This is a genomic window from Pseudorhodoferax soli, assembly GCF_003337555.1.
GTDB lineage: Bacteria > Pseudomonadota > Gammaproteobacteria > Burkholderiales > Burkholderiaceae_C > Pseudorhodoferax > Pseudorhodoferax soli.
Genome location: NZ_QPJK01000017.1, coordinates 1 through 14,162, shown reverse-complemented (window position 1 = coordinate 14,162; position 14,162 = coordinate 1). Strand labels below are relative to the sequence as shown.

General features: G+C 69.5%; 13 protein-coding genes. 5 read left to right on the top strand and 8 right to left on the bottom strand.

Annotated features, from left to right (window positions below):
* Positions 1–4 precede the first annotated feature (4 nt).
* The 4 genes from DES41_RS36060 to DES41_RS36045 form a co-directional block, all read right to left on the bottom strand.
* Complete coding sequence (locus tag DES41_RS36060) at positions 5–787, bottom strand: transporter substrate-binding domain-containing protein (RefSeq protein ID WP_114472515.1); 783 nt, start codon at positions 785–787, stop codon at positions 5–7.
* 19 nt (positions 788–806) lie between these two features.
* Positions 807–1,535 (bottom strand): amino acid ABC transporter ATP-binding protein, encoded by a 729-nt coding sequence (locus DES41_RS36055; RefSeq protein ID WP_114472514.1) that lies wholly within the window; start codon positions 1,533–1,535, stop codon positions 807–809.
* A 286-nt stretch (positions 1,536–1,821) separates the two neighbouring features.
* On the bottom strand, positions 1,822–2,478 hold the full coding sequence (locus DES41_RS36050) for an amino acid ABC transporter permease (protein WP_114472513.1): 657 nt from the start codon (positions 2,476–2,478) through the stop codon (positions 1,822–1,824).
* Positions 2,475–3,164, bottom strand: coding sequence for an amino acid ABC transporter permease (locus tag DES41_RS36045; protein WP_114472512.1), 690 nt, complete (start codon positions 3,162–3,164; stop codon positions 2,475–2,477). Before DES41_RS36045 ends, DES41_RS36050 begins: the two co-directional genes overlap by 4 nt.
* A 129-nt stretch (positions 3,165–3,293) precedes the next feature.
* On the opposite strand from DES41_RS36045, the gene DES41_RS36040 reads away from it, so the two are divergent.
* The gene (locus tag DES41_RS36040; protein WP_114472511.1) at positions 3,294–4,340 is read left to right on the top strand and encodes a LacI family DNA-binding transcriptional regulator; all 1,047 of its coding nucleotides are present in this window, start codon (positions 3,294–3,296) and stop codon (positions 4,338–4,340) included.
* A 124-nt stretch (positions 4,341–4,464) separates the two neighbouring features.
* Entirely contained in the window at positions 4,465–5,199 is a 735-nt protein-coding gene (locus DES41_RS36035; RefSeq protein ID WP_114472510.1) for an ABC transporter substrate-binding protein, read from the top strand.
* Here DES41_RS36035 and DES41_RS36030 read toward each other — a convergent pair.
* A complete protein-coding gene (locus DES41_RS36030) occupies positions 5,196–6,155 on the bottom strand; it encodes a YihY/virulence factor BrkB family protein (RefSeq protein ID WP_114472509.1) in 960 nt (319 codons plus the stop codon). The genes DES41_RS36035 and DES41_RS36030 overlap by 4 nt on opposite strands.
* On the bottom strand, positions 6,152–8,221 hold the full coding sequence (locus DES41_RS36025; protein WP_114472508.1) for an AsmA family protein: 2,070 nt from the start codon (positions 8,219–8,221) through the stop codon (positions 6,152–6,154). The genes DES41_RS36030 and DES41_RS36025 overlap by 4 nt, the downstream gene beginning before the upstream one ends.
* Before the next feature lie 142 nt (positions 8,222–8,363).
* On the opposite strand from DES41_RS36025, the gene DES41_RS36020 reads away from it, so the two are divergent.
* The 3 genes from DES41_RS36020 to DES41_RS36010 all read left to right on the top strand — a co-directional run bounded on the left by DES41_RS36020 (position 8,364) and on the right by DES41_RS36010 (position 12,108).
* Positions 8,364–9,317, top strand: a complete 954-nt coding sequence (locus DES41_RS36020) for a DMT family transporter (RefSeq protein ID WP_114472507.1) — start codon at positions 8,364–8,366, stop codon at positions 9,315–9,317.
* A complete protein-coding gene (locus DES41_RS36015) occupies positions 9,314–9,703 on the top strand; it encodes a DUF2784 domain-containing protein (protein ID WP_114472506.1) in 390 nt (129 codons plus the stop codon). Before DES41_RS36020 ends, DES41_RS36015 begins: the two co-directional genes overlap by 4 nt.
* 338 nt (positions 9,704–10,041) lie before the next feature.
* Positions 10,042–12,108 (top strand): TonB-dependent receptor, encoded by a 2,067-nt coding sequence (locus tag DES41_RS36010; RefSeq protein WP_245966037.1) that lies wholly within the window; start codon positions 10,042–10,044, stop codon positions 12,106–12,108.
* Between the two features lie 21 nt (positions 12,109–12,129).
* On the opposite strand, the gene DES41_RS36005 is transcribed toward DES41_RS36010, so the two are convergent.
* Together DES41_RS36005 and DES41_RS36000 are read right to left on the bottom strand one after the other, a co-directional pair.
* Positions 12,130–13,470 (bottom strand): PQQ-dependent sugar dehydrogenase, encoded by a 1,341-nt coding sequence (locus DES41_RS36005; RefSeq protein ID WP_114472504.1) that lies wholly within the window; start codon positions 13,468–13,470, stop codon positions 12,130–12,132.
* 110 nt (positions 13,471–13,580) lie between these two features.
* Positions 13,581–14,162 (bottom strand): response regulator (locus tag DES41_RS36000; protein WP_147283054.1); only part of this gene is annotated, 582 nt, incomplete at its 5' end.

Below are 14,162 nucleotides of genomic sequence, written 5' to 3'. Positions count from 1 at the left end.
CTTCTTATTTCGCGCCGGCGACGATGTCGTCGGGGATGGCCACGCCGGCGTACTTGAGGTGGATCTCGTTGAGCTTGCCGTTGGCCAGGTTGGTCTTGATCCAGCCGTTCACGGCGTTCATGAGCTCAGGCTGGTTCTTGCGCATGGCCATGCCCAGCTGGTAGGACTGCAGCACGAACTTGACCTCGAACTCGCGCGCCGGGTTGCGCTTGGCGATCGCCATGATGATGGGCGGCGTGATGGCCACGATGTCGGCCTGGCCGGTGGCCGCCGCCGTGATGGAGGCGGCCTCGTCGTCGAAGCGCACGACCTTGGCCTGCGGCGCGCGTTCGGTGACGATCTTGTCCTGCGGGCCGCCGCGCGTGACGGCCACGGTCTTGCCGGCCAGGTCGTCGATGTTGGCCAGCTTCAAGCTCTTGGGCGCGCCCACGGCCGCCTGGATCGCGCCGTAGGGGATGGAGAAGTCCACCGCCTTCTGGCGCTCGGGCGTGATCGACAGCGAGGAGATCACCAGGTCGACCTTGTTCGACAGCAGGTTGGGAATGCGCGCCGAGTTCGTCGTGTTGACGATCTCCAGCGGGATGCCGAGGTCCTTGGCCAGCAGCCGCGCGGCGTCCACATCCGAACCCGTGGGCTGCATCTTGTCGTCCACGAAGCCGTAGAACGGCGCGCCGAAATCGATGCCGACGCGCAGCTTGCCGGCGGCCTTGATTTCGGCCAGGTCGGCCAGCGCCGGCAGGCTCAGCGCGCCGATGGCGGCGGCCAGAACAATGCGAGAGAGTTGCATGGGGTCTCCTTGAAAACTGTCATAGCCCGTGGGACAGGAAGGCGCGCAGCTCGGGCGTCTGCGGGTCTTTCAGCATGGCGCCGCTGCCGGTCTCCCAGACGCGGCCGGCGTGCATGTAGATCACGGTGTCGGCCACGCGCGCGGCGAACTCCATCTCGTGCGTGACCAGCACCATGGTCATGCCGCCTTCGGCCAGCTGCTCGATCACGCGCAGCACCTCGCCGGTCAGCTGCGGGTCCAGCGCCGAGGTGACCTCGTCGAACAGCATCACCTGCGGCTCCATGGCCAGCGAGCGCGCGATGGCCACGCGCTGCTGCTGGCCGCCGGACAGCTGCTCGGGATAGGCCTGGGCCTTCTCGAGCAGGCCGACCTGGCGCAGCGTGCGCTCGGCGATGGCGCGCGCGGCGGCCGCGCCCAGGCCCTTGACGGCCTTGGGGGCGAGCGTGATGTTCTGCTCCACCGTCAGGTGCGGGAACAGGTTGTAGCTCTGGAAGACGATGCCCACGTCCTTGCGCAGCGCACGGATGTCCAGCGCCGGGTCGTGCACCGCATGGCCGCAGACCGTGATGCGGCCGCTGTCGATGGTTTCCAGCCGGTCGATGCAGCGCAGCGCCGTGCTCTTGCCCGAGCCGCTTTGGCCGATGATGGCCACGACCTGGCCCTTGGGAATGGCGAAGGACACGCCCTGGAGCACGGCATTGCTGCCGAAGCGCTTGTGCACGTCCTGGAGTTCGACGATGGGGTTCATGGTTTCCGGTGCTGGTGTGGCGCGTGGGCCGAGGCCACCGGGTGGCCCCTTCCGCGAACGTCCCCCGGCCTGGCGGCCTCCTCCTTTGTTTCGCTGCAGGGGCCACCCGCTGCCCTCGACCCAAGGCACGCCGCGTCGCACGACGCGGTCGATCGTGGCGCGGAGGGATCGCGTCGATGGCGTGTCCTGCGCAGCGAAATAAAGGAGGAGCCGAAGGCGGGGGACATTCGCGGAGCAGGGCACGCCGTCGGCGTGGTCCGGTGCTGTTCGAGGGAAACAACGTTTCTCATGCCTTGCCCACCAGCAAACGCCGCTCCAGCCGCCGGCTCCACACCGAGAGCGGATAGCACAGCGCGAAGTAGAAGGCCGCGATCAGCAGGTAGACCTGGAACGGCTGGAAGATGGGGTTGTTGATGAGCTGGCCCGAGCGCACCAGTTCGACGAAGCCGACGATGGATGCGAGCGAGGTGTTCTTGACGATCTGCACCATGAAGCCCACGGTGGGCGGTGTGGCGATGCGCACCGCCTGCGGCAGGATGACGAGCCGCATGCGCTGCGTGCGCGACATGGCCAGGCACTCGGCCGCCTCCCACTGCGTGCGCGGCACGGCCTCGATGCAGCCGCGCCAGATCTCGCCCAGGTAGGCGCTGACGTAGACCACCATGGCGATGCCGGCGGCCACCAGCGCGGGCAGTTCCAGCCCGGCGATCGACAGGCCGAAGTAGCTGAGGAACAGCACCACCAGCAGCGGCGTGCCCTGGATCAGCTGGATCCAGGCGATGGCCGCCCAGCGCACCAGGCGGTTCGGGCTGATGCGGGCCAGGGCCACGAGGCCGCCGGCGATGCTGCCGCCGACGAAGGCGATCAGCGACAGGCAGATGGTCCACAGCGCGCCGAACGCCAGGTACTGCAGGTGGATGGCTTGCAGGCCGCCGTCGATCATCGGGCTGCCCCCGCACCGAGCTTGCGGCGCCGCGTGAACACCGCCTGACCGAACAGCCACAGCCCGGCGCGCATCAGCAGCGAGAGCAGCAGGTAGGCCACGGCCACCAGGATGTAGGCCTCGAACGGCCGGAAGGTTTCCGACTGCACGCGCGCTGCGGCGGCCGTGAGTTCCTCCACCGAGATCTGCGAGGTGATGGAGGTCGCCAGCATCAGCAGCACGAACTGGCTGGTCAGGGCCGGGTAGACCTTCTCCATGGCCGGCCGCAGGATCACGTGCCAGTAGATCTGCCGGCGTGTGAGGCCCAGGCATTCCGCCGCCTCGATCTGGCCCTTGTGGATGGCGTCCATGCCCGCGCGCATGATCTCCGACGAGTACGCGGCCACGTTGAGGACCAGCGCGGCCAGCGCCGCCGCGAAGGCCGGCACCTTCCAGCCCAGGCTGGCCAGGCCGAAGAACACCAGGAACACCTGCACCAGGAGCGGCGTGTTGCGGACCACCTCCACATAGGCACCACAGGCGCTGCGCAGCCAGGCGTGCCGGCCGCGCCGGCCGATGGCCAGCAGCGTGCCCAGCATGAAGCCGACCACGGTGGCGGGCAGTGACAGCTGCACGGTCAGCCAGGCCCCGGCCAGGAACTGCGGCCAGGCCTGGAGCATTGCGGCGAAGTCGAATTCGTAGCCCACCCTGTCTCCGGTATTGGCCGCTCGTTGCGGCTCTGTGGTCTGATGGAATTTGATGCTTTGAGGCACAAATGGCGAGTGATAGTATCGATTGATGCCTCAGAAGGCCAGCCAAGAACTTGATTGAATTTGATGGAATCCAGCGAAGCCAAGGCCCCCCGCATTCCGGACATCGCGCGCCTGGCCGGGGTGTCCACGGCCACGGTGGACCGGGTGCTGAACCAGCGCGCGGGCGTGCGCGCCGCCACCCAGCAGCGCGTGCTGCGCGCGGCGGCAGAGCTCGGCCATGCGGTGCTGCCCGCGGTGCAGGCCAGCGCGGTGGCCGCGTCGCGGCCCATGCAGCTGAGCTTCCTGCTGCCGGCCGGCAACAACCGCTTCATCCGCATGCTGGGCGACATGGTGGGCTACTCGCAGGAACACTGGACGCCCTACAACGTGCGCTGCCGCAGCGAGTTCATCGAGAGCTTCAACCCGCTGGCGCTGGCCGATGCGCTGCGCCGCCACGGCCGGCGCGCCGATGGCGTGGCGCTGATGGCGCTGGAGCACCCGGCCGTGCGCGAGGCCGTGCACGAGCTGGTGGCGGCCGGCGTGCCCGTGGTCACGCTGATCTCGGATTTGTCGAATGCGTCGCGCACAGCCTACCTGGGGCTGGACAACCGCGCCGCGGGCCGCACCGCCGGCTACCTGATCGGCCGCTTCATCGGGCAGCGCCCGGCCAAGGTGGCGCTGATCGCCGGCAGCCGCAGCTACCGCGCGCACGAGGAGCGCGAGGCCGGCTTCCTGCACGTGCTGGCCGAGATGTTCGGCCAGCTCGAGGTGGTGGGCCTGCGCGAGGGGCATGACGACTCGGAGCAGAACCATGCGCAGACCTGCTCGCTGCTGGAGCAGCACCCGCTTCTCGCCGGCATCTACAACATCGGCGGTGCGTCCGACGGGGTGGCGCGCGCGCTGAAGCAGGCCGGGCGCGACCAGAAGGTGGTGTTCGTCGGCCACGGCCTCACGCCCGACACGCGCGCGCTGCTGATCGATGGCAGCGTGGACGCGGTGATCACGCAGAGCCCGCAGGCCACGCTGGCCAGCGCGGTGCGCATCTTCGTCAACGTGCGCGAAGGCCGGCCCGCCCTGGCGGGCGTGGAGAGCACGCGCAGCCAGGTGATCTTCCGCGAGAACCTGCCCTAGCTGCGCCGGGCGGGCGTACCAGGCCGCCCAGGGCCCGCGCTGCGGGGCGGCCGGCACCGCACAGGCACCGCCCGGCCGGCTTGCTGGCATGCTTGCGTCTGACCCACCGCAAAGGACCCTCCGCATGACCCGCATCGCCGCCGACCTCGCCCTGGCCTTCGCCCCCACGGGCCGCCTGCGCGCCTCCATCAACCTGGGGAACCCGATACTGGCCGGCCGCGACGCCGCGGGCCAGGCCCAGGGCGTCTCGGTCGACCTGGCGCGGGCATTCGCCGAGCGGCTGGGCGTGCCGCTCGATCTGGTGGTGTTCGACACCGCCGGAAAGTCGGTCGACGCCGTGAAGGCCGAGCAGGCCGACATCGGCTTCTTCGCGATCGACCCGCTGCGCGGCGAGGGCATCCGCTTCACCGCGCCCTATGTGCTGATCGAAGGCTGCTACCTGGTGCGCGCGGACTCGCCGCTGCAGGGCAATGCCGAGGTCGATGCCGCGGGCCGCAGCGTCATGGTCGGCAAGGGCAGCGCGTACGACCTGTTCCTCACGCGGGAACTCAAGGCCGCCACGATCCTGCGCGCGCCGAGTTCACCGGCCGTGGTGCAGAGCTTCCTGGACGAGCCCGCGGATGTGGCGGCCGGCGTGAAGCAGCAACTCGAGGCCGACGCCGCGCGGCTGGGCGGCCTGCGCCTGCTGCCGGGCTGCTTCATGGTGATCCAGCAGGCCATGGGGCTGCCCGCCGGCCGCGGTGCTGCGGCCCAGGCCGTGTTGGCGGCCTTCGTGGAGGACATGAAGGGCAGTGGCTTCGTGGCGGAGGCCTTGCGCCGCCACGGCATCCAGGGCGCCGCCGTGGCGCCGGCGGCCTAACCGTTGACCGTGGTGGGCGCGGGCGCCGTGGCCGAGCCCGGCAGGTGCCGCATCGAGCCGTACTGCTTGGCGTACAGCCAGGTGAACTCGGCGCCCATCAGGAACACCTGGGCCGAGTAGTAGACCCAGACGAAGATCACGATCAGCGAGCCGGCCGCGCCGAAGCTGGAGGCCACGCCGCTCTTGCCGATGTACAGCCCGATCAGGAAGCGGCCCAGCGTGAACAGCAGCGCCGTGGCGGCCGCGCCGATCCACACGTCGTACCAGCGCACATGCACGCGCGGCATGATCTTGTAGATCATCGCGAACACGCCGGTGGTCAACGCGAAGCCCAGCACGATGTTGATGAGCTGGGCCGCGATCTCCCAGCCGACGAAGGCATCGCCCCACCACTTGCCCAGTGCCGAGACCACGGCGCCCAGCACCAGCGAGACCATCAGCAGGAAGGCGATGCCCAGCACCATGCCGAAGGAGAGCAGCCGCGTGTGCAGCAGATTCCACAGGCCGCCGCCGGTGTTGCGTGCGGGCGCGCGCCAGATGCGGTCCAGCGCGTTCTGCAGCTCGCCGAAGACGGTGGTGGCGCCGATCAGCAGCACGCCCAACCCGATCAGCGTGGAGACGATGCCCTGCGCCGGCTTGTTCACGCTGGCCAGCAGTGTCTCCAGCGTCTTGGCCGCGTCCGCGCCCATGAGGCCGGCCAACTGGCCGAACAGCTCGCCGCGCGCGGCTTCCTCGCCGAACACCAGGCCGGCCACCGAGATCACGATCAGCAGCAGCGGCGCCATCGAGAACACGCTGTAGTAGGACAGCGCGGCCCCCATGCTGGGCGCGTAGTCGTCGGACCATGATTGCACGGCCTGCTTGCACAGCGCCAGCCATTGCTTGAATGTGGGCAGGACGGGACGGTCCGGCACATGGCGCTGCGCTGCGGCGGAAGTGGGGGGCAGGGTGCTCATGGTCTGGATCGCGTGGGGGACGGGGTGGCGGCCTTGGCAGCCGGGCCGGCGGTGGCCAGCAGCTGCTGGCAGTTGGTGTCTTCGCCGGGACCGGTCTCGATCAAGGGTAGCAGGGCGGCCAGCGGGTTGACCAGGGCCAGCGCCACGGCGCCCCCGCCGCGCAGGGCCAGGCCGGCCTTGTCGAGTTCGTAGTCGGGCGAGCGCAGGCTGCCGTACACCCGCACGGGGGTGCGCAGCGACAGGATGCCGGCGCGCTTGGGCTTGGGTGCGATGGTCAGGTCGAAGCGCTCGTGGTCCAGGTCGAAGGTGCCGTCGCCCTCGATGCGCGTGTCGGCCGTGTCGACGACGAACACCTCCGACTTGCCCTGGCCGTCCTTGACGTCGAACGACACCGCGCCGCAGTTGATCGGGATGGGCTTGTCGCCGCCCATCAGCAGCGTGATGATCTTGCCGCCGTTCAGGCCCGACACGGCATCGAGCAGGTTCGACACCTGGCCCCGCGACAGCGCGGCCTGCACCTGGCCGTCGGCCTTGGCCGCCAGGTCGGCGATGGAGTTGCCGCTGGCGCTGAGCTTGATGCGCGCCCCCATGGCGCCGCTGGACGGCGCCAGCCGCGGCGAGGGCGGCACCAGCCGCGCCAGCTTGAGCCGGCGCGCGGTGAGGTCCACGTTCGCGCGCAGGGTGGGTTGCTGCGCATCCAGGCGCAGCACGGAGCGGATCTCGCCGTCGGCCAGGTCCACGTCGAACGGGTCCAGGCGCAGCACGGCGTCTTTCAGGTCCAGCTTCACGCGCAGGTTCTGCAGCGCGATGAAGTCGGGCGCATCGATGCGGTCCACGCGCAGGTCGGCCTCGGCGTCGATGGCCTTGAAACGCCCACCTTCGAATTTGCCCGTGGGCAGCAGCCGCTCGCCCTGCACCGTGCCCGTGGGCAGGGCACGGTCGCCGCTGCTCTGCTTCTCGCGGGCCTGCGCGCTCGCGCGGGTCTGCGTCTCGGCCTGCGTGAGCGGGCGCGACTGGGCGGTCTCCTTGGTGGTCAGGCCCACCAGCGGGCCCAGGTCGGGCAGGTTCAGCAGCTTGCTGTGCAGCGTGGTGGTGAGCAGCGGACGCGGTTCGCGCTGCACGTAGGCGGCTTCGCCGGCCACGTCGGTCTTGCCGATGCGGCCCCGGATGTCCTGCATCGAATAGCGGTTGCCGTCCAGCTTCAGGTGGCCCGACAGCTGGTAGGGCGGCGAGGCCGGCAGCGGCAGCAGCAGGAAGGGGTAGAGGTTGGCCAGCGTGCTGCCCGCGATGTTGAGCCGCACGTCGATGCCGCTGATGTTGGCCGCATCGGCGACGGTGCCCTCCACGTCCAGCCGCGTGCTGCCGGCCACCAGGCGCCCCTGGATGGGGAAGGGCACGTCGGAGCCCTGGAAGCTCAGCACGTCGCCGGTCTGGGCCTGGCCGCTGAACTTGGCATCGTGGTAGCTGCCGGCGAAGCGGTAGCGGGTGGTGTAGCGCGCGTTGTCGGGACGGGCCTTGGCATCGTCGGCCTTCGCGGCTGCGGCCGGCTCGAAGGTTTCGACGTCGACGCCGATGTCGAGCGGGGTGCTCCGGTCGACATAGCGCAGCTTGCCCTGGCGCACCGAGAGGCTGGAGATGAGCAGCTTGCTCGGCTCCTTGGTCTCCGACGGTTCGCCCAGCACCCAGTTGCGGCGCTCGTCCTTGGCCTTCTCGAAATTCAGTTCGGCCTGGTCCATCGCCACGCGCGGCACGAAGACCTTGCCGTCGAACAGCTCGCGCAGCGAGACCGAGAACTCCAGCGTGCCGATGCGCGCCATGGGCTTGTCGCCTGTCCCGTCGGCCCAGTCGGCATTGGCGAAGTACACGTCCTTGAGCCGGATGACGGGGTTCCAGCCCAGCTTCACCGCCAGGTGCGAACTGTCGAAGCGGCGCTGCGTCTTCTCGCTGATGGTGCGGTTGAGCGGCCCGCGCAGCCAATCCCAGTCGAACAGCAGCACGAACACGACGATGGCGCCGAGCAGGCCCAACAGGATCTTCGTGCCGCGACCGGGGGAGAAACCACGCATGGCTGGAGACTACGACCCCTGTACCGCGCGGCGCGGCGGCGTTGGCGGCGCGCGGGCGGCAGTGCAGGGCGGGACCTGCTGTCGGACGGCGCCGACATGCGGCTAAGCTCGGCAGCCTTTGCACAGCGATGGAGACCCGCGCATGCACGCCCCCACGGGCACCTGGCTCGGCGTGGCCTGCGGCATGGCCGCCGGCGCGGCCTGGGGCCTGGTGTTCCTCGCGCCCGAGCTGGCGCCTGAATTCAACCCGCTGCAGCTTTCGGCTGCGCGCTACCTGGCCTACGGCCTGATCGCCGCGGCGCTGCTGCTGCCGCGCTGGCCCGCCGTGCGCCCGCACGTCGGCGGGCGGGAATGGCGCGCGCTGTTCTGGCTCAGCCTGCTGGGCAACACCCTGTACTACGTGCTGCTGGCCAGCAGCGTGCAGATCGGCGGCATGGCCATGACCTCGCTCGTGATCGGTTTCCTGCCCGTGGCGGTGACCTGGATCGGCAGCCGCGGCGCCAACGCGGTGCCGCTCGGGCGGCTGGCGCCGTCCCTGGTGCTGGGCCTGGCTGGCGTGGCCTGCATCGCCTGGGAGTCGCTCGCGGGCGCGTCGGCGCTGCCACAGGCGCAGCGCTGGCTGGGCTTCGCCTGTGCGGTCGGCGCGCTGGTCTCGTGGTCCAGCTATGCGGTGGGCAACAGCCGGCAACTGGCGCGGCTGCAGGGTGTGTCGGCGCACGACTGGAGCCTGCTCACAGGTGTGGTCACGGGCGCCCAGGCGCTGGTGCTGGCCGTGCCGGCCTTCGTGCTGGCCGATCTCATGCTGCAGCCGGCCGGCGCCTGGTGGCGCTTCGTCGGCGTCTCGGCCGGCGTGGCACTGCTGGCCTCGGTGCTGGGCAACGCGCTGTGGAACCAGGCCAGCCGGCTGCTGCCGCTCACGCTGGTCGGCCAGATGGTGGTGTTCGAGACGCTGTTCGCGCTGCTTTACGGCTTTCTGTGGGAAGCGCGCTGGCCCACGGCCTGGGAGTGGGCCGCCATGGTGCTGGTGACGGCGGCCGTGCTGTCGTGCATCTCGGCGCACCGCGCACCGGCGCCGGTGGACGAGATGCATCCATGAGCTTTTCTTTGCTGGCCGATGCGGTGCTGGTGCTGCACGTGGCCATCGTGCTGTTCGTGGTCGGCGGGCTGCTGCTGGTGGTCGGCGGCAACCTGGCCGGCTGGCGCTGGGTCAACCACTGGTGGCTGCGGCTGCTGCACCTGGCGGCCATCGGCTTCGTGGTGACCGAAGCCTGGCTGGGCATCACCTGCCCGTTGACCACCTGGGAGGTCGCGCTGCGCGTGGCGGCCGGGCAGGGCGGCTATGCCGGGGGCTTCCTGCAGCACTGGCTGCACCGGCTGCTGTACTGGGACGCACCGGCCTGGGTGTTCACGCTGGCCTACACGCTGTTCGGCCTGGCCGTGGCCTGGGCCTGGTGGCGCTGGCCGCCGCGGCGCTCGGGCTGAGCAGGCGGGCGGGCGCCGTTCAGCGCGCTCCGCGGGCAGCGTCCGCTGTCTCGAACGCACCACATCCAGGTGATCCAGCCCGGGAATTCGTGGCGGGAAACACGCAAGTTCTCGTTAGAATTTTTGCAAATGTGAATAGTTCGCATTGCTATGCCGCTCGGCATGGGGTTGGTGCCCGTCCAAGGCTTCGCACGGCTATGCCCGTGTTCGACCCCTCTTGTTTCCGATCTTCTGCACGCCATTCCATGCATTCAATTTCCGGTCTTTCGTCCCGCCGTGCCCAGCGTTTTGTGCCCACTCCGCTTGCGCGACTGATGCGCCAATGCATCGGGGCCAGCATGGCCATCGCGTCAGTGGGCGCCCTGGCGCAGACCGCGCCCGGCAGTGCCCAGCTCAAGGAAGTGACGGTGTCCGACCAGGCCGAAGCCATCGGCAACCTGCAAAAGACCTATTCGGGGGGCCAGCTGGCGCGCGGCGGCAGCCTGGGCATCCTGGGCACGACCGACCTCATGAACGTGCCGTTCAGCACGACGAACTACACGGCCGAGCTGATCCAGAACCAGCAGGCACTGACGGTCGCCGATGTGGTGATGAACGATGCTTCGGTGCGCAACCTGACGTCGCGCGGTGGCTTCGGCGACGACTTCCAGATCCGCGGCTTCACGGTGCCGAATGGTGATGTGGGGTTCAATGGGCTGTACGGCCTGGCGCCCACGACACGCATCCCGCTGGAGATGACCGAACGGGTCGAGGTGCTGAAGGGCCCCGGCGCGTTCCTCAACGGCATGTCGCCCACCGGCAACATCGGTGGCGGCATCAACATCGTGACCAAGCGGGCCGGCGACATTCCGCTGACGCGCCTGACGGGCACGTACATGGGCCAAGCGCAGTTCGGAACGCACCTGGATGTGGGCCGCCGCTTTGGCCAAGACAACGAATGGGGCGTGCGCGTCAATGGCGTCTGGCGCAATGGCGAGGGCAATGTGGACGGTGGCCGCCAGCGCCTCGGCCTGGCGTCCCTGGGGCTGGACTATGCGGGGTCGGGGCTGCGCTGGTCGCTGGACGCCATGTCCAGCCGTGGCAAGACGGTCGAGTTCCGGCCTCAGATCAGCTTCGCTTCGACGGTCACGCGGCCGATCGATCCGCCGTCCCCACGCAGCAACTGGTATCCGGGAACGGACCTGAAGGACAACGTCGATCTGGTGTCGACGCGGCTGGAGTACGACATCGATGACCGCACCACGGTGTGGGGTGGCGTTGGCTACTCGGAGGTCGACTACCAGCAGGTCTTTCCGCGCGCTGTGGGTGGGCTGCGGCAGGACGGCAGCTTCACCGTGACCAACAACTGGTACGACTACTACGGCAAGACCACCGCTGCCGATGCCGGCCTGCGCACCCGCTTCAGCACCGGCTCCGTCAAGCACACGGTCGCGCTGGGTGTGAACCTGCTGGAGCAGGAGGCGGGCAATCTGTTCACCACCGGGGCCTCCACGCCATCGAGCATTTACAACCCGACGCCCCTGATCCCCATGGTGGGCGTGCGCGGCGAGCCGGTGAAGTCCAACGAACTCCATCAGTACGGCATTGCGCTGGTCGACACGATGGCATTTGCGAATGACCGCGTGTTGCTGACCCTCGGCGTACGCGACCAGACCATCGAGCAAGAATCCTTCGGGACCAACCCGACACCCTACAAAAGGAGTGCGACCTCGCCTTTGGCCGGTTTGGTTGTGAAGCCCGTCAACAATGTGTCGATCTACACGAACTACACCGCGGGCTTGGTCCGCGGCGGCGTGGCGCCCGAAGGCACGGACAACGAAGGTCAGCTGTTTCCACCGCAGAAGTCCAGGCAGATCGAGCTGGGCGTCAAGGTGGATTGGGGCCGCTTGATGACGCAAGTGGCGCTCTACCAGATCAAGCGGCCTGCTTCGCTCACCGAGAACAACATCTACAGCTTTGACGGCGAGCAACGCAACCGCGGGCTGGAACTGACGGCCTACGGCGAGGTGCTGCGTGGATTGCGGGCCATGGCGAGCATGGCCTTCAACGACGCCAAGCTGACGCGCACGGCGCCGGCCAACCAGGGCAACAACGCCCCCGGCGTGCCGGACCGCACCTTCAACCTGGGCCTGGACTGGGACACGCCCTGGGTGCCCGGCCTGAGCGTCAACGGCCGCGTGATCCACACCTCCAGCGTCTACACGAGCCCCGCCAACACGCTGAACATGCCGAGCTGGACCCGCCTGGACCTGGGTGCGCGCTATGCCACCAGGATCTCCGGCAAGCCCGTGACGCTGCGCGCCAACCTGGAGAACGTGTTCGACCGCGACTACTGGATCACCAGCACCTACGTGACCGTCGGCGCCCCCCGCACGCTGATGCTGTCCGCTTCGGTCGACTTCTGATGGGGCAAGCCGGGCCGCAGCTCAGCCGCCCGGCGCTCCCACACGCCACACCGCGTTCCCCACGTCATCGGCCACCAGCAATCCTCCACGCTGGTCCAGCGCCACGCCCACGGGCCGCCCCAAAGCCTTGCCGTCCTCGGTCAGGAAGCCGGTGAGCACGTCGCGCGGCAGGCCCTGCGGCTTGCCATCCACGAACGACACGAACACCACCTTGTAGCCGCTCGGTGGCTTGCGGTTCCACGAGCCGTGGTTGCCGATGAAGGCGCCGGTGCCGAACTTGCCGCCCAGCACCTTGCTGTCGCCCATGGCAAGGCCCAGCGGCGCCACATGCGCGCCCAGCGCGTAGTCGGGTACGCGCGCCTTGGCCACCATCTCCGGCCGCGCGGGCGTCACGCGTTCGTCCACATGCTGGCCGAAGTAGCTCCAGGGCCAGCCGTAGAAAGCGCCTTCCTCCACCGCCGTCAGGTAGTCGGGCACGAGGTCGTTGCCGAGTTCGTCGCGCTCGTTCACCACGGTCCACAGCTTGCCGCTGCCGGGCTCCCAGGCCATGCCGTTGGGGTTGCGCAGGCCCGAGGCGTAGACGCGGTGCTGGCCGGTCTCGGCGTCCACCTCCCAGATGGCGGCGCGGCCTTCCTCGTTCTCCAGGCCGTTCTCGCCGATGTTGCTGTTGGAGCCCACCGTCACGTAGAGCTTCTTGCCGTCGGCGCTGGCGATCAGGTTCTTGGTCCAGTGGTGGTTGATCTTCGCGGGCAGGTCCACGAGCTTGGTCGGCTGCGCCGTGACCTGGGTTTGGCCCACCTGGTAGGGCAGCTTCACCACCGCGTCGGCGTTGGCGATGAACAGGGTCTGGCCCACCAGCGCCATGCCGAAGGGCGAGGTGAGGCCTTGCAGCAGCACGCTGCGCACTTCGGCCACGCCATCGCCGTCGGCATCGCGCAGCAGCGTGATGCGGTCGGCGCTGGGCACGCCCGCGCCGGCGCGTTTCATGAACAGGCCCTGCACCCAGCCGCGCAAGGATGGCGGCTTGCCTTCGCCCGCGTTGGCCGGCTTGTTGCTCTCGGCCACCAGCACGTCGCCGTTGGGCAGCACGGTGATCCAACGCGGATGGCTGAGCCCGCGCGCAAAGGCCGTCACGGTCATGCCGGGCGCGGGCTTGGGCGCCGCGTCGGCAGCCCAGCCTTCCACAGGCGCGACCTTGACGGTGGGGATCAGGCTGGTGCTGGGTGCGGGCAGCTGCGGCGCCGAGCCGGCCACGCCGGTCTCGGGCAGCCGCGAGGCCTCGCCGCAGCCACTGAGCAGGGCCAGGGCGGCGGCCGCGCAGAGGGCGGGAAGGGCGAGGCGAAGATGCTGCGGCGCTGGCATGGACGGAACTCCTGTCTGGAAAAGGGATGGGCCCGAGCTTGGCGCGGCCGGCGCAGAGCGGCTGACGGTGCGCAGGCAGGTGCCATGTAGTCCGCCGCGCGGACCATGGCTCACCCCAGCAGCCGGCGGATCGTGTTGAGCAGCAGCTGCGGCTCGAACGGCTTGGCCACGTGCGCGTCGAAGCCTGCGTCCAGCGCCATGGCGCGGTCGTCCGGCCGGCCGAAGGCGGTGAGCGCGATGGCCGGCAGACGCGGCTGGCCGTCACGCTTTTCCTGCGCGCGCCAATGGCGGATCAGCGCATAGCCGTCCTTGCCGGGCAGGCCGATGTCGCTCAGCAGCAGGTCGGGCCGCGCGTCCTGCAGCGCCGCCAGCCCGCTGTCGTGGTCGCCCGCGATGCGCACCTGGGCGCCGCGGTCCTCCAGGATGTGCTCCAGCATCTCGGCCGCGTCGCGGTCGTCCTCCACCACCAGCACCCGGCGGCCGCTCAGGCCTGCCAGCGCGGCGTCGTCCAGCGCGCCGGGCTGGGTCTCCGGAGCCGGCCCGCCGTCGGCCATGGCCGGCTGCAGCGGCAGCCACACGCGCGCCGTGGTGCCGGCATCCAGGCCCGGGCTGCTCAGTTCCACACCACCGCCGTGCAGCTCGGCCAGGTGCTTGACGATGGACAGGCCCAGCCCCAGGCCGCCGCTGGCGCG